This is a genomic window from Lelliottia wanjuensis (genome assembly GCF_030238365.1).
Taxonomy (GTDB): domain Bacteria; phylum Pseudomonadota; class Gammaproteobacteria; order Enterobacterales; family Enterobacteriaceae; genus Enterobacter; species Enterobacter wanjuensis.
Genome location: NZ_JASSOT010000048.1, coordinates 30384 through 49763, shown reverse-complemented (window position 1 = coordinate 49763; position 19380 = coordinate 30384). Strand labels below are relative to the sequence as shown.

Below are 19380 nucleotides of genomic sequence, written 5' to 3'. Positions count from 1 at the left end.
AGCGCGCATCCGGCGCTGGGCATATTGTCTCTGTAATGGGGATAAGTGTAGTGAATTTCAATGCCAGGCGCAGCGCTTTCGCGGCGGCGGGGACTTTTCTGTATACTGTGCCAATACGCTCTTTTTTCGCCCGATGGCGCTTCGCTTATCGGGCCTACGATTCTCTACTGGAACACCTTTACCCATGCTCAGTTATCGCCACAGCTTCCACGCGGGCAACCACGCCGATGTCCTCAAACACACCGTTCAGAGTCTGATTATTGAATCTCTGAAAGAGAAAGATAAGCCATTTCTCTATCTGGACACCCACGCGGGCGCGGGCCGCTATCAGCTCAGCAGCCAGCACGCGGAGCGTACCGGTGAATATCTGGAAGGTATCGCCCGCATCTGGCAGCAGGACGATCTTCCGGCTGAGCTGGAGCCGTACATCGGCGTGGTGAATCATTTCAACCGCAGCGGCCAGCTGCGCTACTACCCTGGCTCGCCGCTGATTGCACGCCAGCTGCTGCGCGAGCAGGACAGCCTTCAGCTGACCGAACTGCACCCGAGCGATTTCCCGCTGCTGCGCTCTGAGTTCCAGAAAGATGACCGCGCACGCGTGGAAAAAGCCGACGGCTATCAGCAGCTGAAATCCAAACTGCCGCCGGTCTCCCGCCGCGGCCTGGTGCTGATCGACCCGCCGTACGAAATCAAAACCGACTATCAGGCGGTGGTTACCGGCATCAACGAAGGCTACAAACGCTTCGCCACCGGGACCTACGCCCTGTGGTATCCGGTGGTTCTGCGCGCGCAAATCAAGCGCATGATCAAAGAGCTGGAAGCGACCGGCATCCGCAAAATTATGCAGATCGAGCTGGCGGTGCGTCCGGACAGCGATCAGCGCGGCATGACTGCCTCCGGGATGATCGTCATCAACCCGCCGTGGAAACTCGAAGCGCAGATGAACAACGTCCTGCCGTGGCTGCACAAAACCCTGGTGCCAAGTGGTCATGGCCACGCGACCGTCAGCTGGATCGTGCCAGAGTAATCGCAGTCATCGGTGGAACCTATGGATTCCAGGTATACAATCGCGGCAATCAACGATTAAGGAAGAAGTTATGACTAAGCATTATGACTACATCGCCATTGGCGGCGGCAGCGGCGGTATCGCCTCGATTAACCGTGCAGCCATGTACGGCCAGAAATGTGCGCTGATCGAAGCCAAAGAGCTGGGCGGCACCTGCGTGAACGTCGGTTGTGTACCGAAAAAAGTGATGTGGCACGCCGCGCAAATCCGTGAGGCCATCCATATGTACGGCCCGGATTACGGCTTCGACACCACCATCAATCACTTCGACTGGGACAAGCTGATTGCCAGCCGTACCGCCTACATTGACCGCATCCATACTTCGTATGACAACGTGCTGGGCAAAAATAACGTCGATGTGATCCGCGGCTTTGCGCGCTTCGTCGATGCGAAAACGATCGAAGTGAACGGCGAGACGATCACCGCCGATCATATCCTGATCGCCACCGGCGGTCGTCCGAGCCACCCGGACATTCCGGGCGTGGAATACGGTATCGACTCCGACGGTTTCTTCGAACTGCCTGCCCTGCCAAAACGCGTGGCGGTAGTCGGTGCGGGTTATATCGCTGTCGAGCTGGCAGGTGTGATTAACGGCCTGGGCGCGGATGCGCACCTGTTCGTGCGTAAACACGCGCCGCTGCGCAGCTTTGATCCGCTGATCGTTGAGACGCTGGTCGAAGTGATGAACGCCGAAGGGCCAAAACTGCACACCAACGCGGTACCAAAAGCGGTGGTGAAAAACGCCGACGGCAGCCTGACTCTGGAGCTGGAAGATGGCCGCAGCCAGACCGTCGATTGCCTGATCTGGGCGATTGGCCGCGAACCGGCTAACGACAACTTCAATCTCGCCGTCACCGGCGTGAAAACCAATGCGAAAGGCTACATCGAAGTCGATAAGTTCCAGAACACCAGTGTTCCAGGAATTTATGCGGTCGGTGATAACACCGGTGCGGTTGAGCTGACGCCAGTTGCCGTTGCCGCAGGCCGTCGTCTGTCTGAGCGTCTGTTCAACAACAAGCCGGACGAGCATCTGGATTACAGCAACATCCCGACCGTAGTCTTCAGCCACCCGCCAATCGGCACCGTCGGTTTAACCGAACCGCAGGCGCGCGAGCTGCATGGCGACGATCAGGTGAAAGTGTACAAATCGTCCTTCACGGCGATGTACACCGCGGTAACATCTCATCGCCAGCCGTGCCGCATGAAGCTGGTTTGCGTCGGCCCGGAAGAGAAAATCGTCGGGATCCACGGCATCGGCTTCGGCATGGATGAAATCCTGCAGGGCTTTGCGGTAGCGCTGAAAATGGGTGCGACCAAGAAAGACTTCGACAATACCGTGGCGATCCACCCGACGGCGGCAGAAGAGTTTGTGACGATGCGTTAATTCCCAATGCCCCTCTCCCGAGGGGCATTTTGTTTGACCATTCATAAATCGTTGCAAAACGAATGCTCCGAATTTCTCCAGCGCCTCTCTCGTTTACCCGGTCGAATAAAAAACGCAGAATCAAGCAGATACCACCCGTTCGCTCAAACCAGGCCAAACCACAAAACGTGATCTACCGCACACTTCGTCCTTCACACACCGAAGCGAGTGTCTAAGCTTAGTAGATGCCCGGGAAACACCCGTATGTGTGACAACGCAAACCGGAGGTCCTAACCACCATGTTCAACCAGAAATTACACGCTGCAGATATCGTCGAGTTCGAGATTGCAGAAGAGCTGCGCTACGAAACCGATCCCTGCGAGTTGAAACTGGATGAGATGATCGAGGCGGAACCGGAACCCGAAATGATTGAGGGGCTGCCCGCGTCTGACGCGCTCACCCCGGCCGATCGCTATCTTGAACTCTTCGAGCACGTCCAGTCGACGCGCCTGTTTGCCGACAGCAAAACCTTCCCCGACTGTGCGCCGAAGATGGACCCGCTCGACATCCTCATTCGCTATCGCAAGGTGCGACGCCACCGCGATTTCGACCTGAAGCGCTTTGTCGAAAACCACTTCTGGATGCCGGAATCGTTGACCACCGAATACGTCTCCGACCCGAGCCAGTCCCTCAAAGAGCACATCGATAATCTGTGGCCGGTGCTGACGCGCGAGCCGCAGGATCATATTCCGTGGTCGTCCCTGCTGGCGCTGCCGCAGGCCTATATCGTGCCCGGCGGGCGTTTCAGCGAGACTTACTACTGGGACTCCTATTTCACCATGCTGGGGCTGGCGGAGAGCGGGCGCAACGATCTGCTCAAGTGCATGGCCGACAATTTTGCGTGGATGATCGAGCGCTACGGGCACATCCCGAACGGGAACCGTACCTATTACCTCAGCCGCTCGCAGCCGCCGGTCTTTGCCCTGATGGTTGAGTTGTTTGAAGAGGACGGCGTGCGCGGGGCGAAGCGTTATCTCGACCACCTGCTGATGGAGTACGCTTTCTGGATGGACGGTGCCGAGTCGCTGGTGCTGAATCAGGCCTATCGCCACGTGGTACGCATGCCGGACGGCTCGCTGCTCAACCGCTACTGGGACGACCGCGACACACCGCGCGACGAGTCGTGGATTGAAGATGTGGAAACCGCAAAGCACTCGGGCCGTCCGCCGAATGAAGTTTATCGGGATCTGCGCGCGGGCGCGGCGTCGGGCTGGGATTACTCCTCCCGCTGGCTGCGCGATGCCGGGCGTCTCGCCAGCATTCGCACCACCCAGTTTATCCCGATCGATTTGAACGCGTTCCTGTTCAAGCTGGAAAGCGCTATCGCCAATATCTCCGGCGCAAAAGGCGATAAAGAGACCGAAACCACCTTCCGCCAGAAAGCCAACGACCGCCGCGCCGCCGTGAATCGCTTCCTGTGGGACGACGAAAACGGCTGTTACCGCGATTACGACTGGCGTCGTGAAGAGATGGGACTGTTCTCTGCTGCCAGCATCGTGCCGCTGTACGTCGGGATGTCGACTCACGAACAGGCCGACCGTCTGGCCGATACGGTGAAAGCCCGTCTGCTGACGCCGGGCGGCATTCTCGCTACCGAGCACGAAACGGGCGAACAGTGGGACAAACCGAACGGCTGGGCGCCGCTACAGTGGATGGCGATTCAGGGGTTCAAACAGTACGGCAATGACTCGCTGGGAGATGAGATCGCCTGGAGCTGGCTGCAGACGGTGAACCACTTCTACAAAACGCACCACAAGCTGATTGAGAAGTACCATATCGCCAGCGGCACGCCGCGCGAAGGCGGCGGTGGCGAGTATCCGTTGCAGGATGGTTTTGGCTGGACCAACGGCGTCGTGCGACGGCTGATTGGGCTGTACGGAGAACCTTAGCGGTTTCTGGCTTCGGTGCTGAAATAAGCCGGGTGGCGGCTGCGCCTTACCCGGCCTACAAAGGCTGAGCCCTAACCCGTAGGCCCGATAAGCGCAGCGCCATCGGGCAATTTCTGGCTTCGGTGCATAAAAAAGCCGGGTGGCGGCTTCGCCTTACCCGGCCTACAAGGTGGTGGAGATTAGCGAATCACATCATAAATATCGGTCTGGATTGATTGCCATTTTTTCGTGCTCGCATCCGGCTGCGCCAGGGCTCGGCGCTTCGCCTGATCGGCTTCGTTTTTCTGCCGCTGCACCACCGCGGGTACCGTACAGAACGCCTTCAGATATTGCTTGCGTATGGAGGTCAGCTGTTCGCCGTTCGCCATCGCATGGCTCACGGTTGCAATAAAGCGACGACAGGGTTTCTGCTCGACCATTTGCAGGCGGTAGCGCATCAACACTTCCAGCACGTCATCGTATCCGGCTGACATCGCCTGCTCGGTCCAGGACATCTTCCAGTCCATTCCGCCCTTTAAAAACAGCAGCGTCGCGCGAGTATCATTGCGATCGATGGCCGAGCGGAAGTTGTTCTCATCCCAGGTCACTCCCATACGCGTCAGTTTTTCCCGCGAGGACGGGGCTTCACGCATCTCTTGCGCCACCTGCGGCGGCTCGGGGTTGGGCGCGGCGGCCGCTGACGGCGGGCTGCTGCCGAACACCAGCCAGACTCCGCCCGCAACGATCGCCAGCACCATCACCCCCACCGCACCCCACAGTGCACCGGAGATCAGCTGGTCGCGCTGCTCGGGGGTGCGCGGTGCGCGCTGAGTCGGTTTTTCAATGCTGTCGCGAATTTCAAACAGATCGCCGCCGGTCTGACGGTCCATCTTCTGCGCATTTTCCCAGAAGTTATGCAGCTCGCCGGCGTCGACCGCCATCAGCCCGGTCGGGTTGATGCGCGTGCGCCCTTCTTCAAACGCCCGCTGGATCGGCCCGGCAATCTGAGCGTAGTAGTTATCCAGCAGCAGGATTTGCGCCGAGCTCAGCGCCTGCTGCACGGTGAGCATATTGCGGATCTGGCGGATGTCATCGAGGAAGGTTTGCAGGGTTTTACGCGGCTCCACCAGCAGCGTTAAATTCGAGCGGTCATTAAACAGCGACGAGTAGTAGCGGCTGAACTCTTTCTTATCCACCAGCATCTGCGCCATTTCGCTGAACATCATGCCGCTCAGCACATCGTTGCGCTCGCTGTTCTTCAGCCAGCGGCGGACGCGGTCGGCGTTGAAGAGAGTTTTGAGGTGATTATTAAGCCGCACCGGATCGGGCCACGCCTGCATGATCAAGGATTTAATCATCAGTTCGAGCGCGCGTACCTGCTTATGCGCCTGAAGTTGCAGGGATTCGTTGCCCGGCGCGAGGTCGGTGTTGTAGCCCAGCAAGGGCTGCTGCAGACGAAGATGTTCCAGCGCCGTGACGAAACGCACCGCAGCGATGAGCTGGTTTTGGCTGACATCCTGGCCGCTTTCATATTTCGGCACGCGCTGCTGCAACAGGCGTAATTGCAGCGTGAAGTCGGACATTTCGGCGTCATTCAGATTCAGCCGTTTCGCCACCGGTCCCCATCCGCCCAGCGCCAGTCGGGCCGTATCGAGCTGGTCGAGGAACCAGCGCGGGTCTTTCCCCTCAGAGACGTGCACATCCAGGAGCAGTAAGATCTCCACGGATGCATGACGAATAATGCCAATACAATGTTCAAACTGCTCGCCGATATGGTGCGATGTACCCGATGTCATCATTTTCCTTAAGTACTACAAAGCTGATTAAGCTGGCCTTAAAGGCAATTTTTTCTTTTATTTCTGTGCTGTTAAACCATAACTGAGATTATGGAGAAATAAAGTGACAGCTCTATAATCATTGAAAATAGTTATGGGAGAAAACGAATGCCGGTACTCACTACTTCACGCCTGACCTGCTCGCCTGTACAGGAACAGGACTGGCCGTTTTACCTGTCGCTGCAACAACACCCCGATGTGATGCGATTTATCGCCGATAAGCGGCCAATTGCCGTCATTCGGGAGGCATTCGAACCTCGTCTACAACCGTGGGAACCTGGCAGCGCACATTGGCTGTGTCTGATTGTGCGTGACACTGCCACCCAGACCCCGCTGGGGGCTACCGGTTATATTCACAGAGAAAATGACTGCGCGGAAGTGGGCTTTATTTTCGCGGCGGAATCTCAGGGGAAAGGCTACGGATATGAGTCGTTACGCGCCGTGTGTGATTACGCGTTTAACGAGGGGGGAATTCGCCGTCTGACCGCCACGGTGACGGTGGGCAACGCCGCCTCCCGCGGCCTGCTGGAGAAAGCAGGCTTTGTGCTGGAAGGCGAGTTGCGGGAAAACTACTGGCTGGCGGATAGCTGGCATAACGACTGGATTTTCAGCCTGTTAAAGCATGAATATCAGCCTGAAAGCCGTTAAGAACTTACAGGAACATCCCGCCGGACACTTCGATGCGCTGGGCATTCATCCAGCCCAGTTCGTCGCTCAGCAGGGCCGCGATGGCGTCACCGATGTCATCCGGCAGTCCGACGCGCCCAAGGGCCGTATTCGACGCCACCATCTGATTAATCTGCGCATTATCGCGCACCCGTCCGCCGCCAAAATCGGTCTCAATCGCGCCCGGCGCGATGATATTGGCGGTGATTTTACGCGCGCCTAACTCTTTGGCCTGATAGCGGGTCAGCACTTCCATCGCCCCTTTCATCGCCGCGTAGGTACTGGAGCCCGGCTGAGCAAAACGCGCCAGTCCGCTGGAGACGTTGAGGATGCGCCCGCCGTCTTTGATCAGCGGCAACAGGCGTTGGGTCAGGAAGAACGGGCCTTTGAAATGGACGTTCATCGCGTCGTCAAACTGCGCTTCGCTGGTCTCCGCAAAGGGCGCGTATAAACCCGTACCAGCGTTGTTCAATAAATAATCGAAGGTGTCACGCTGCCAGACATGCTTAAGCTGGGAGAGCACTTCAGCGGCAAAACGTTCGAAGGCTGAGGTATCCCCGACGTTCAGCTGCAATGCCACCGCTTTCACCCCTTTTAATTCAATTTCGCGCACCACTTCCTGCGCTTCTTTCTGGCTGCTGTTGTAGGTCAGGATGATGTGGGTTCCCTTCGCCGCCAGCTTCAGCGCTGCGTTTTTACCTAAGCCGCGGCTGCCACCTGTCACTAATGCAATACGTTCACTCATGATAAACCTCGTTTCGTTTGATATGGCGATTGAGTAAGAGCTTATTAGGTGATAGAAAATCAATAAAGATGGCAGAAAACGCTTCACTGTTTCACTGACAACAATAATGAGCGCAGCCTATGGATAAAATTCACGCAATGCAGCTCTTCATCCGCGTGGCGGAAATGGAGAGTTTTTCTCGCGCCGCGGACACGTCAGGACTTCCTAAAGGTAGCGTATCGCGCCAGATTCAGGCGCTGGAAAACCTGCTCGGCACCCAGCTGTTACACCGCACGACGCGCCGCGTCAGCCTCACGCAGGACGGGATGGTCTACTACGAGCGGGCAAAAGATCTGCTGGCCAACCTCGACGAACTGGACGGTCTTTTCCAGCACGATCCCACCAGCATCAGCGGACGATTGCGCGTCGACATGCCCGTTGGCGTTGCGCGAAATTTAGTCATCCCGAAACTGCCCACCTTTTTGCAGCAGTACCCCGGCATTGAGCTGGAACTGAGCAGCAGCGACCGGATGGTCGATGTGATACGCGAAGGGTTCGACTGCGTGGTGCGCGTCGGCACGCTGAAGGATTCGGGGTTAATCGCCCGCTCGCTCGGCAAACTGTCGATCATCAACTGCGTCAGCCCTGATTATCTGGCGCGTTTTGGCTACCCGGAGAATCTGGACGATCTGGCCTCTCACGCGGTGATTCACTACGCCCTGAATCTGGGCACGCGTCCGCAGGGGTTCGAGTTTTATAACGGCGATACCACCCAGTGGGTGAAAACCGGCGGCATTTTGACGGTCAACAGCACCGAAACCTATCACGCGGCGTGCCTGGCTGGGCTTGGGATTATTCAGGTTCCGCGCGTGGGCGTGCGTGAGGCGATCAAGGCCAAAAAAATGGTCGAGATCCTGCCGCAATACCGCGCCGAACCGATGCCGGTTTCCCTGATTTACCCGCATCGGCGCAACCTTTCGCGCCGCGTTCATCTGTTCATGGAGTGGCTAACGACGATAATGAAAGCCTACGTTGACTAGTCGCAGTCTATAATTCAGTAAATTCCCGCCAAACGAAAAAAGGAAAATGCGCGTGACGCCGGAAAACAACCCGCAACGACCCACTCAGGAACTGGAGTACGACCCCATCAAGAAGATGGAAGCAGAGCCGGAAAAAAATCCCTCATCCAGCAAGGCCACCAAAGCGCTGGAAACCGTCACCGGAACGGCGCAGAAGATTCAGCGCCGCCCGATGATTGCGCACCTGATCCGCGCCGCAGAACGCTTTAACGACCGTATGGGCAACCAGTTTGGAGCGGCCATCACCTACTTCTCCTTCCTGTCGATGATCCCGATTATGATGGTGTCCTTTGCCGCGGCGGGTTTTGTCCTCGCCTCGCACCCGACGCTGTTACAGGACATTTTCAACAAGATCCTGATTAACGTCAGCGACCCGACGCTGGCCGCCACGCTCAAAAGCACCATCAACACCGCCGTGCAGCAGCGTACCACCGTAGGGATTGTCGGGCTGTTGATTGCCCTCTACTCCGGGATTAACTGGATGGGGAACCTGCGCGAGGCGATTCGCGCCCAGTCGCGCGACGTCTGGGAGCGCACGCCGCAGGACCAGGAGAAGATCTGGATTAAGTATTTCCGCGACTTCGTGTCGCTGATTGGCCTGCTGGTCGCCCTGGTGGTAACGCTGTCGATCACGTCCGTGGCCGGCTCTGCGCAGCAGATGATCATCTCGGCGCTGTATCTGGATTACATCGAGTGGCTGAAACCCGCCTGGCGGCTGATTGGTCTGGCGATTTCAATCTTCGCCAACTACCTGCTGTTCTTCTGGATTTTCTGGCGTTTACCGCGCCACCGCCCGCGCAAGAAAGCGCTGATCCGCGGGACCTTTATCGCCGCCATCGGCTTTGAAGTGATTAAGATCGTGATGACCTACACCCTGCCGTCGCTGGTGAAATCCCCGTCCGGCGCGGCGTTCGGCTCGGTGCTGGGCCTGATGGCGTTCTTCTACTTCTTCGCCCGCCTGACGCTGTTCTGCGCCGCCTGGATCGCCACCGCCGAGTACAAAGACGACCCGCGCATGCCGGGCAAAACCCACCGTTAAACCCCTTATCGGGCTGAATAAGAATGCAAAATTTCAGCCCGATTCAGCATTTCAGCATATAAATCCAGCCTGTAACTTTTATTTAACCAAAAACCAGTTTTATCGACTGATATTTAAATTCTGTGAAGCATTTCATGGAAGGGTTTTCGTCAGGCTGAAGATTATCCGCTTTTTGCTGCTTTTCTCGCCGCTTCACGCCCCTGTTACAGATTGAAATGTCGCTTTTGCTATGCGTAATATGGCCTTTCGTCAGACCAAACAATAAGAAAATTTTATGCAAGCCACCGCCACAACTCTCGATTCAGAACCGGAAAGCACGCCGGTCAACTCGCGTAATAAAGTCGTCGTTGCCTCACTGATTGGCACCGCCATCGAATTCTTCGATTTCTACATTTACGCCACCGCCGCGGTCATCGTCTTTCCGCATATCTTCTTCCCGCAGGGCGACCCGACGGCGGCAACGCTTCAGTCGCTGGCCACCTTCGCCATCGCCTTTATTGCCCGTCCGATTGGTTCAGCGGTGTTCGGTCACTTTGGCGATCGCGTCGGGCGCAAAGTCACTCTGGTGGCGTCGCTGCTGACGATGGGGATTTCCACCGTGGCGATCGGCCTGCTGCCGACCTACGAAACCATCGGTATTCTGGCGCCGGTGCTGCTGGCGCTGGCGCGTTTTGGTCAGGGCCTGGGCCTTGGCGGTGAATGGGGCGGCGCGGCGCTGCTGGCGACAGAGAATGCGCCACCGCGTAAACGCGCGCTGTACGGCTCTTTCCCGCAGCTGGGCGCGCCGATTGGCTTCTTCTTCGCCAACGGCACCTTCCTGCTGCTCTCCTGGCTCCTGACCGACGAGCAGTTCATGAGCTGGGGCTGGCGTATTCCGTTTATCTTCTCGGCAGTGCTGGTGCTGATCGGCCTGTATGTCCGCGTTTCCCTGCATGAAACCCCGGTGTTCGCCAAAGTGGCGGCGGCGAAGAAGCAGGTGAAAATCCCACTCGGCACGCTGCTGACCAAACATCTTCGCGTGACCGTGCTCGGCACCTTCATCATGCTGGCGACCTACACGCTGTTTTATATTATGACGGTCTACTCCATGACCTTCAGCACCGCCGCCGCGCCTGTGGGTTTGGGTCTGCCGCGTAACGAAGTGCTGTGGATGCTGATGATGGCGGTGATTGGGTTTGGCGTGATGGTGCCGATTGCCGGGCTGCTGGCCGACCGATTTGGCCGTCGCTCAAGCATGATCGTGATTACGTCGCTGATTATTCTGTTCGCGCTGTTCGTCTTCCCGCCGCTGCTGGGTTCCGGCAGTCCGGCGCTGGTGATGGCGTACCTGTTGATTGGTTTAAGCCTGATGGGCCTGACCTTTGGCCCGATGGGGGCGCTGCTGCCGGAGCTGTTCCCGACGGAAGTGCGTTATACCGGGGCGTCGTTCTCCTATAACGTGTCGTCGATTCTGGGTGCGTCTGTGGCGCCGTATATCGCCACCTGGTTACAGGCGAATTATGGTCTGTTCTATGTGGGCGTGTATCTGGCAGCGATGGCAGGGTTGACGCTGATTGCGTTGTTGTTGACGCATGAGACGAAGCATCAGTCGTTGTGATGGGTTTTGCCGGGTGGCGGCTACGCCTTACCCGGCCTACAAAACCTGATCGTAGGCCCTGTAAGCGAAGCGCCACCGGGCAGCAAACCGCACAACAATTACTTCTTCATCTGCGACAAAATCGTCCGGCACTGATTCGCATCCCCTTCCGACGGTGAAATCAATGCCAACAAGGCTGCCGCTGGCGTCACCAGCGTTGCCAGCGCGGCGGCCACGGCGCCGCGCGCAATCAACGGCCCCGCTTTCACACCCGCCTGCGGATTCTTGAACGAGCCGCGTACATACAGCGGTGAGCGCAGGGTGATAATGCGGAACCCCTTACTCTCCGGATCGATGGTCAAATCCAGCTGCTCCGAGGCCATGCTCGCCGTCCCCGTCACGTTAATCACCGCATTCTCCGTATCGAAGGCAAAAATCTGCGGACGCGCCACGCCGTTGACCAGGTCGAGGTTCGCCGCCGCGCAGTTCACCCGCACTTCGTCATCACCAAAAATCTGCCCGATGATGAAGTTACCGACGTTCAGCCCGAGAATTTCCATCAGGTTGCGACTCACCAGCCCGTCGTTCATCAGCAGTTTGAGATTCCCGTTGCTGCTGCCGAGCAGCGCCGCCACCGAGTTCCCGACCCCGCGAATATCCGCGTCGCCGTTCATCTCACCGAGGGTTTTCTGCATCAGTTCGACGTTCGGCATCAGCTCTTTCAGCTTCAGCCTGCGCGCCTGAATATCGGCCCGCCCCTGCATCGGCTTTTTATCGCCTTCGAGGTGAATGTTGGAGGAAATCGTCCCGCCCGCCAGGCCAAATTTCAGCGGCTGCAGGCGCAGGTCGGCGTTTTTCAGGATGATATGAGTCGAGAGGTCGCTGATCGGCAAGGTGCTGCCGTGCTCGATTTTACGCCCCTTGAAGCGCACGTCGGCGTCCATCACGTCCCACTTGTCGGTTTCAAAGCGATCGTACGGCAGCACTTTGTCCGACGGCTGAATGTCTTTCTCGCCTTTCTTCTGTTCGGAACGTTTGGACTGCTGCGCACCTTTCCCCGAATCGACGCCAATCAGCGGGCCGAGATCGGCGAGGCGCAGCTGGCGAGATTCCACATCCCCTTCCAGCTTCGGACGCGGCTTGCCGGTGGTGTAGGCGAGCGAGCCGTGAATATCGCTATCGCCGATGCGGCCATTGAAATTACGGTAATCAAAGACCGACGATTTTTCGGTATCGATTTTGGCGACCAGATGCCCGTCCGTCTCAAACGGCGGCGTATCCGGGAGCAGCACGCCGGTTAAGTCATACAGCTCGCCCAGCGAATCGCCGGAGAATTTGAGCTGCAGATCCACGCCGCCCATTTTCATCGGATCGTTCACCGTGCCGACAAAGGCCACGCGGGTGTTACCCGAGCGGAAATCCGCCTGCACCGGGAACGGCGTGCCTTCGCTGCGCAACGCCAGCACGCCGCCGATTTTGCCTGTCCCGGTCAACGGCTGATCGTTGTAACGCCCTTTCGCCTTCAGGCCAAAAACGTAATCGCCGACGCGGGTTTTATCGTCTTTTCCTTTGGTGCCGGTGACTTCGCTGAACGGCAGCGGTTTGCCGAGCGGATCGACCAGGATCTCGATATCCGCTTTGCTGACTTTGTCGTCGATGGCGATCCGCCCGCGATCAAAGAGAATATTATCCAGACGGAAGGACCAGGCCGACGGCGGCGCGTTGGGATCTTTCTCTTCACCGCTGCTGGCGAGATTAAAGGTCCAGTTATTGTTCTTCTCTGACAGGCGAATCAGCCGCGCATCGGGCTGTTGCAGTTTGAGCCACGGGAGATAGACGGTTTTGGTCAGCAGCGCGAGCGGGGCCAGCGTCGCTTCCACGCGCGGGAGATGGACCATCGTCACATCAGGAATATCAGGGGGGTTGCCGAGAATAATATCGTTGGCATGCACGTGCGGCCAGGGCACCCAGCTGCGCCAGCCGGTTTCGTCTTTCTGACGCTCCCAGACCACGCCGAGATCGCCGCGAATGGCGAAGGGCCGGTTCAGTTCGGTGGAGACTTTCTGGTTGATGGTCGGTTTGAGGCGGTTCCAGTCGAACGTCGCAATGATGATGATCGCGACCACAATCAACAACAAGAAGATCCCTGCTACCCAGGCAACGATCCTGGTGGTTTTGGTCATTGTTATCCCCTTTTTTATTACCTTGCCTTTCATGAATATAGTTCAGGCAGCGGCAAACAGCAGGGGTTACAGCGTGATAATGACCTTATCGAGCGTGTCCATTGGCACCGGACGGGAGAGGAAATAGCCCTGTGCCGCCGCCGCCGGTGAGTTTTGCACATCGCGCCACTCTTCGAGGGTTTCGACACCTTCGACGATCACGCCCTGGCAGTAGCGATTCATCAGCTGGAGCAGCAGCGTGAACAGGTTACGGCCTTCCGACGTCTGGCGCAGCATGATGAACAGGTCACGCGCCACCTTGATGTAGTCGTAACGCACTTCGCTGAGCGCGGAGAAGTTCGCCATGCCAGTGCCAAAATCATCCAGCCACAGCGGGCCAAACTCGCACATCGAGGCGAACGAAGAGTCCTGCGGCAGGCGCACGTGCTCCACCAGCTCAAAGCGCATCCACGGCAGCGAGGCGACCAGTTTTTGCAGCTTCGGGTTCTGGCGCAGGGCGATAAGCGTAGGGCCGTCGACGTTCACCGACGCCAGAATGTCGTGGCGAGCGAAAAAGTCCTGCTTTGTGCCTAGCATTTCGAGCTGCTCTTCCAGCACATCCAGACGCTGGCGCACGCTCACTTCGGCAAAGTAACGGTCCGGTGCGATACGCTGCGTGGGATTCGACGGATGGGTCACGACGGTCAAAATCTCAATCGCCATCAGCCTGCCGTCAGTACGGTAAATGGGCTGATAAGTATAAGCACGCTCACATTGCAGCCAATAGCGATGCTCCTGCAAGCTTTCAATACTTGCTTCCGGAGTGGTGCTTAGCCGCTGGATAACCTGCTCTGACTTCATTTCAGATGTCCTGTTGAGAAAAAGATGACGTGTCTGGACTCGTCAAAGGGTTATCGGCCCGGGAAGTGAGAACTTTATGTTCAGTTGGCGGGGAAAATGAAATTAAGATGACAGAATCTGTCCGGAACGCGCGCTGGCTCAAAAAAAAATTTGGAACGTCGTTTTAATATAGTTGACCATAAAATCCCCACAGCGCACACTTACTTTAATTTATCTGTTCAGGTTCACGACTATGTCTAAAAAAATTGCCGTGATTGGCGAATGCATGATTGAGCTGTCACAAAAAGGGGCGGACGTTAGCCGCGGTTTTGGTGGCGATACGTTGAATACTTCGGTGTACATTGCCCGCCAGGTCGCGCCAGACGCGCTGACGGTTAACTATGTGACCGCGCTGGGTACCGACAGCTTTAGCCAGCAGATGCTGGAAGCCTGGCAGAGTGAAAACGTCGGGACGTCGCTGATTCAGCGTATGGAAAACCGTCTGCCGGGGCTGTATTACATCGAAACCGACAGCACCGGTGAGCGCACGTTCTACTACTGGCGTAACGAAGCGGCGGCGAAATTCTGGCTGGAGAGCGACGACTCTGCGGCGATCTGCGAAGAGCTGGCGACCTTTGATTATCTCTACCTGAGCGGGATTAGCCTTGCGATCTTAAGCCCGTCAAGCCGCGAAAAACTGCTCTCCCTGCTGCACGAATGCCGCGCCAACGGCGGGAAAGTGATTTTCGACAACAACTACCGTCCGCGCCTGTGGGCGAGCCGCGAAGAGACGCAGCAGGTTTATCAGCAGATGCTGAGCTGCACCGATATCGCGTTCTTAACGCTGGATGACGAAGATGCCCTGTGGGGCGAGAAACCGGTCGACGAGGTGATCGCCCGCACGCATCAGGCCGGTGTGTCTGAAGTGGTGATCAAGCGCGGAGCAGACTCCTGCCTGGTTTCAGTTGCGGGTGAAGCCGTGGTGGACGTCCCGGCGGTGAAACTGGCGAAAGAAAAAGTGGTGGATACCACGGCGGCGGGCGATTCGTTCAGCGCCGGGTATCTGGCGGTGCGCCTGACGGGCGGTACGGCCGCCGAGGCCGCAAAACGCGGGCATCTGACGGCGAGTACGGTGATTCAGTACCGCGGGGCGATTATTCCGCGCGAGGCGATGCCGGAATAAAATGCAAAAGGGCGACCATCGGTCTAATGCTGGTCAGTTAAGCATCTGAGGTTGTTCCGTTCACCTTATGTTCAGCAGAATATAATCGCGTCACAACCTGTGAACGTGACAAGGGGGCTGCGCGGCCCCCTTGTCAATCCCCGCGCCCCGCCATGAAATCGGTGCTTCGCACTGCGCTCACCTCCCGACCATCTGCCTGCGGTCGGCTCGACTCGACATCCCTGTCTCGTTTCGCCTCTGGCCGCCATCCATGGCGTCCAGCCCTTGTCATCTGGTCTCCGGTTCGCCGATTTCTGCGGGGGCCAACACCGGTGCCACATTCAGACGGCTGTGAAGGTTGAGGGATCGTGAGTCCGGCTGAAAATCGCCGAAGCGTTTCCTGGAGGCCGGGTCGAGGCGCAGGGAAGCGCCGAGAGGGTGCGACCTGCATGGATGCAGGATCGCGCCCGACCCGAAAGCCGCAAGGAATAAGCTGAGGGCACCGCGAAGCGGCGATTTTCTTTGCCGGGAGCCGGGGTTGCCAGGGTGGTGGCGATTGAGCCACCCTGGCACGTTCACCGCAGAGTGATGGACCGGAAGCAGAGGAACGAAAGTGAACGGAACGATTCCACTGATGCCATAAAGGTCTTGGGCAAGCAAAATAATGAATTTAAATTCATTATTTTGCTTAACTGACTGGCATTAGACCATCGGTCGCCCTTTTTAATGTTTTCTCCCTCTCCCGTGGGAGAGGGTCGGGGTGAGGGCATCAGCCCGCACACACTGACATTACTGCGCCTGCGGAATATCCGTCGCGTCCGGGTGTAAATCATCCGCCGCTGGCTGCGCGGTGCGCTCTTCCTGCGTCATGATGCTGTCCCAGGTCGCCTGCAGATCTTTCACGTTGTATTCCGGCTCGCCTTTCGGCTGCAGCAGCACCAGAGCCATATCCTGCGACAGCTGCTGGCGCAGGTCCTGATTAATCATCTCGACGGTCAGGCTGTTCAGGAAGTCCTGACGCAGCTTCTGGTACTGCTCCGGCGCGATATCCACCACCTGATTTTGCAGGGAGCGAATGCGCTGGCTGATCAGGATATCCGTGTCAGTGCGGGCGTAAGTCGCGAACAGTTTTTGCAGCTCCAGATTCTTCTGCGCGACCAGGGCGTTGAACTCTTCTTCGCCCAGACCCTCTTTACGCACTTTCGCCAGCTCTTTAGCGACCACGCCGAGATTGGCGTTCAGCTTATCGTTCGGCGATTCCACGTTGATGGCGCACTGGGCGCGCTGGAACAGCACGCGGCAGTCGAAACCAATGCCGATATCCTTCGCATTATTTTTGCTGAGCGTTTGCTGAACGTGCCAGAACAGCGCTTCACGCGCGAGATCTGCACGCCAGTAGCGCAGCAGCGCCGCGGACTCGCGAATCGGTTGCCATGGAGTGTCCCACATCAGGGCCAGGCGATCCTGACGCACGGTGTCGGTCATGATGCTGACCGGCTCCGCACGCAGCGGTGCGAGTGTTGAAACAGGCGCTGGCACTTCGCGTTTGCCTTTCAGCTCGCCGAAGGTTTTGCCAATCTGCTCGATCACCGCGCGGCTATCGACGTTGCCGACCACAATCAGCGTCATTGCATCCGGGGTGTACCATTTTTGATAGAAGGATTTGACCTGCTCAATGTCGACCGGCTGTTTGATAGGCTCTGCCGGATCGTGCCCCAGCAAAGATGACCCTTTCAGGCGATAGCGCCACCAGCCGTCTTTGGTATCAGCAGGCCAGGTCGCCACCATGTCGCTGTTGCTCAGCGCATAGTTGACCGTATCTGGGGTGATCGCCACTTTACCGGCGGTATCGCCCAGCCACGTGAGGGCTTCTTTCAGGAGGTCGTTACGATTGTTTGGCAGGCTGAGGTTAAACATGGTGTAGTCGTAGGAGACGACCGCAGGTGGAAGTGGACGTTTCGGGTCGATGCCCTGCTGCCACAGTGAACGCACCTGTACTGCTTGCAAACTGCCGCTTTGGGTCAGCGCCAGTCGAGGAATAAAATGGCTAAGCCCGCTCTGCTGCGTGTTTTCGGTCAGTGAACCGGTATTCACCGACAGGCGGATCTCAATGCGATCGCTGGGACGTTGCGGCGTGGCTAACACCTGCCACTGAAACCCATTCGCCAGTGTGCCCTGCTGCCAGGCTGGGTCGGGCTGGAGTGTATCTGCCTGCACATAACTGGCTGCTGCCATCATCAGCAAACCGCCGGTTAAGAGTCGAATTTTTGTGCCCTGCATGTAAACCCCTGATCAACATTCCTGGTTAAAAAGAGTGTCTCACTACATTGAGCACTCTGAAGATAACGTTCAAACACTTCGATTAGACCGCGTGTTCGGCTAAACGTCACGGCGTGAAGTGAAATATACCCGAAAAAAATCTTGTCGAAGTATGACAGGTATGAGCAGTTATTATGCGCAGGAGCCCGCTCCCCGACAAGGGTGAGCGGGCATAAGTATCGAATTTAAGAGGATAAACCGTGGGATTTGCTCTCGGTGACGCGATTATTGAGCGTGTCGTCGAGTTTTTTGTGGTCGAGCTCTTTGACCCATTTCGCCACCACAACCGTCGCCACACCGTTACCGATCAGGTTAGTCAGGGCGCGGGCTTCGGACATAAAGCGGTCAATACCGAGGATCAACGCCAGGCCCGCCACCGGCAGATGCCCAACTGCGGAAATGGTCGCCGCCAGCACGATGAACCCGCTACCTGTTACGCCCGCCGCCCCTTTCGAGGAGAGCAGGAGCACCACCAGCAAGGTTATCTGATGGAAGATATCCATGTGGCTGTTGGTCGCCTGAGCGATAAACACCGCGGCCATCGTCAGGTAGATCGACGTCCCGTCGAGGTTAAACGAGTACCCGGTCGGAATGACCAGCCCCACCACCGATTTACGGCAGCCCAGCTTTTCCATCTTATCGAGCATGCGCGGCAGCGCCGATTCGGAGGACGAGGTCCCCAGCACAATCAGCAGCTCTTCGCGTATGTAGCGAATGAATTTGAAAATGCTGAAGCCCGTCGCGCGCGCAATACTGCCCAGCACCACGACCACAAACAGAATACAGGTGATATAGAAGCAGATGATCAGCTGGCCGAGCTGCACCAGGGTGCCGACGCCATATTTACCGATGGTAAAGGCCATCGCCCCGAACGCACCGATGGGTGCCAGGCGCATGATCATATTGATGATGCCGAAAATCACCTGCGAGAAGCTCTCAATGACGTTGAAAATCAGCTGCCCTTTGCTGCCCAGACGATGCAGGGCAAAGCCAAACAGCACGGCGAAGAGCAGCACCTGCAGGATATTCCCGCTGGCGAAGGCGCCAATCACGCTGCCGGGAATGACATCCAGCAGGAAGGCGACGATGCCCTGGTCTTTTGCCTGTTCGGCGTAAACGGCGACGGCTTTCGCATCCAGCGTGGAAGGATCGACGTTCATCCCCGCGCCCGGCTGCACCACGTTCACGATAATCAGGCCGATAATCAGCGCAAGGGTACTGACCACTTCAAAGTACAGCAGCGCCACCGCACCAGTCCGGCCTACCGCCTTCATGCTTTCCATGCCAGCGATACCGGTCACCACGGTACAGAAGATAACGGGCGCGATGATCATTTTGATGAGCTTAACGAAGGCATCGCCAAGCGGTTTCATTTGAGCGCCCAGTTCAGGGTAGAAATGGCCAAGCAGAATACCGATGGCAATCGCTGTCAGGACCTGAAAGTAAAGGCTTTTAAAGAGAGAGGTTTTCATAGGGTGTCCTTGGGAAGAAAAACCACAGGATTTTTATGGGTAAGACTTACCTGCGGCTTTAAAATAACACCCGTAAAACATGACAGAAATGAACTTAGATCAAATATGAAACATGAATGTTAAAAACTGTGTGCTGACTCGTACAAGCC

The 19380-nt window shown here is 57.2% G+C and carries 14 protein-coding genes; 8 read left to right on the top strand and 6 right to left on the bottom strand.

Going from position 1 to position 19380, the window contains the following annotated elements; all coding sequences use genetic code 11:
• Positions 1–184: 184 nt before the first annotated feature.
• From QQF33_RS04395 to QQF33_RS04385, 3 genes are all read left to right on the top strand, one after another.
• On the top strand, positions 185–1027 hold the full coding sequence (locus QQF33_RS04395) for a 23S rRNA (adenine(2030)-N(6))-methyltransferase RlmJ (RefSeq protein ID WP_202675053.1): 843 nt from the start codon (positions 185–187) through the stop codon (positions 1025–1027).
• A 70-nt stretch (positions 1028–1097) separates the two neighbouring features.
• Positions 1098–2450 carry a glutathione-disulfide reductase gene (gorA, locus tag QQF33_RS04390; RefSeq protein ID WP_282492860.1) on the top strand — a complete coding sequence of 451 codons (1353 nt, stop codon included), beginning with the start codon at positions 1098–1100 and terminating at the stop codon, positions 2448–2450.
• 278 nt (positions 2451–2728) lie between these two features.
• Positions 2729–4378, top strand: coding sequence for an alpha,alpha-trehalase (locus QQF33_RS04385; RefSeq protein WP_282492858.1), 1650 nt, complete (start codon positions 2729–2731; stop codon positions 4376–4378).
• Between the two features lie 179 nt (positions 4379–4557).
• Here QQF33_RS04385 and QQF33_RS04380 read toward each other — a convergent pair whose 3' ends face one another.
• Positions 4558–6153, bottom strand: coding sequence for an STY4199 family HEPN domain-containing protein (locus QQF33_RS04380; RefSeq protein ID WP_285157439.1), 1596 nt, complete (start codon positions 6151–6153; stop codon positions 4558–4560).
• Positions 6154–6300: 147 nt separating this feature from the next.
• Between QQF33_RS04380 and QQF33_RS04375 the strand changes: the two genes are divergently transcribed.
• Positions 6301–6840 carry a GNAT family N-acetyltransferase gene (locus tag QQF33_RS04375; protein ID WP_285157438.1) on the top strand — a complete coding sequence of 180 codons (540 nt, stop codon included), beginning with the start codon at positions 6301–6303 and terminating at the stop codon, positions 6838–6840.
• Positions 6841–6844: 4 nt separating this feature from the next.
• Here the strand turns inward: QQF33_RS04375 and QQF33_RS04370 are convergent, their stop codons facing one another.
• Positions 6845–7603 (bottom strand): SDR family NAD(P)-dependent oxidoreductase, encoded by a 759-nt coding sequence (locus QQF33_RS04370; protein WP_285146085.1) that lies wholly within the window; start codon positions 7601–7603, stop codon positions 6845–6847.
• 119 nt (positions 7604–7722) lie between these two features.
• Here QQF33_RS04370 and QQF33_RS04365 point away from each other — a divergent pair, with 119 nt between their 5' ends.
• The 3 genes from QQF33_RS04365 (at position 7723) to QQF33_RS04355 (ending at position 11297) form a co-directional block, all read left to right on the top strand.
• Positions 7723–8622, top strand: coding sequence for a LysR family transcriptional regulator (locus tag QQF33_RS04365; RefSeq protein WP_285157437.1), 900 nt, complete (start codon positions 7723–7725; stop codon positions 8620–8622).
• Positions 8623–8674: 52 nt separating this feature from the next.
• Positions 8675–9700, top strand: coding sequence for an inner membrane protein YhjD (yhjD, locus tag QQF33_RS04360; RefSeq protein ID WP_282492853.1), 1026 nt, complete (start codon positions 8675–8677; stop codon positions 9698–9700).
• 274 nt (positions 9701–9974) lie between these two features.
• Entirely contained in the window at positions 9975–11297 is a 1323-nt protein-coding gene (locus QQF33_RS04355) for an MFS transporter (RefSeq protein ID WP_285146083.1), read from the top strand.
• Positions 11298–11395: 98 nt separating this feature from the next.
• Here QQF33_RS04355 and QQF33_RS04350 read toward each other — a convergent pair whose 3' ends face one another.
• Together QQF33_RS04350 and pdeH are read right to left on the bottom strand one after the other, a co-directional pair.
• Positions 11396–13459 (bottom strand): AsmA family protein, encoded by a 2064-nt coding sequence (locus QQF33_RS04350; protein WP_285157436.1) that lies wholly within the window; start codon positions 13457–13459, stop codon positions 11396–11398.
• Positions 13460–13525: 66 nt separating this feature from the next.
• Positions 13526–14299, bottom strand: a complete 774-nt coding sequence (gene pdeH / locus QQF33_RS04345; RefSeq protein ID WP_285157435.1) for a cyclic-guanylate-specific phosphodiesterase — start codon at positions 14297–14299, stop codon at positions 13526–13528.
• A 232-nt stretch (positions 14300–14531) separates the two neighbouring features.
• Here pdeH and kdgK point away from each other — a divergent pair, with 232 nt between their 5' ends.
• The gene (kdgK, locus tag QQF33_RS04340) at positions 14532–15461 is read left to right on the top strand and encodes a 2-dehydro-3-deoxygluconokinase (protein WP_285157434.1); all 930 of its coding nucleotides are present in this window, start codon (positions 14532–14534) and stop codon (positions 15459–15461) included.
• Between the two features lie 768 nt (positions 15462–16229).
• Here the strand turns inward: kdgK and QQF33_RS04335 are convergent.
• Complete coding sequence (locus tag QQF33_RS04335) at positions 16230–17720, bottom strand: M16 family metallopeptidase (protein WP_285146079.1); 1491 nt, start codon at positions 17718–17720, stop codon at positions 16230–16232.
• A gap of 224 nt (positions 17721–17944) precedes the next feature.
• Positions 17945–19231, bottom strand: a complete 1287-nt coding sequence (gene dctA, locus QQF33_RS04330; protein WP_282492847.1) for a C4-dicarboxylate transporter DctC — start codon at positions 19229–19231, stop codon at positions 17945–17947.
• Positions 19232–19380: the final 149 nt, after the last annotated feature.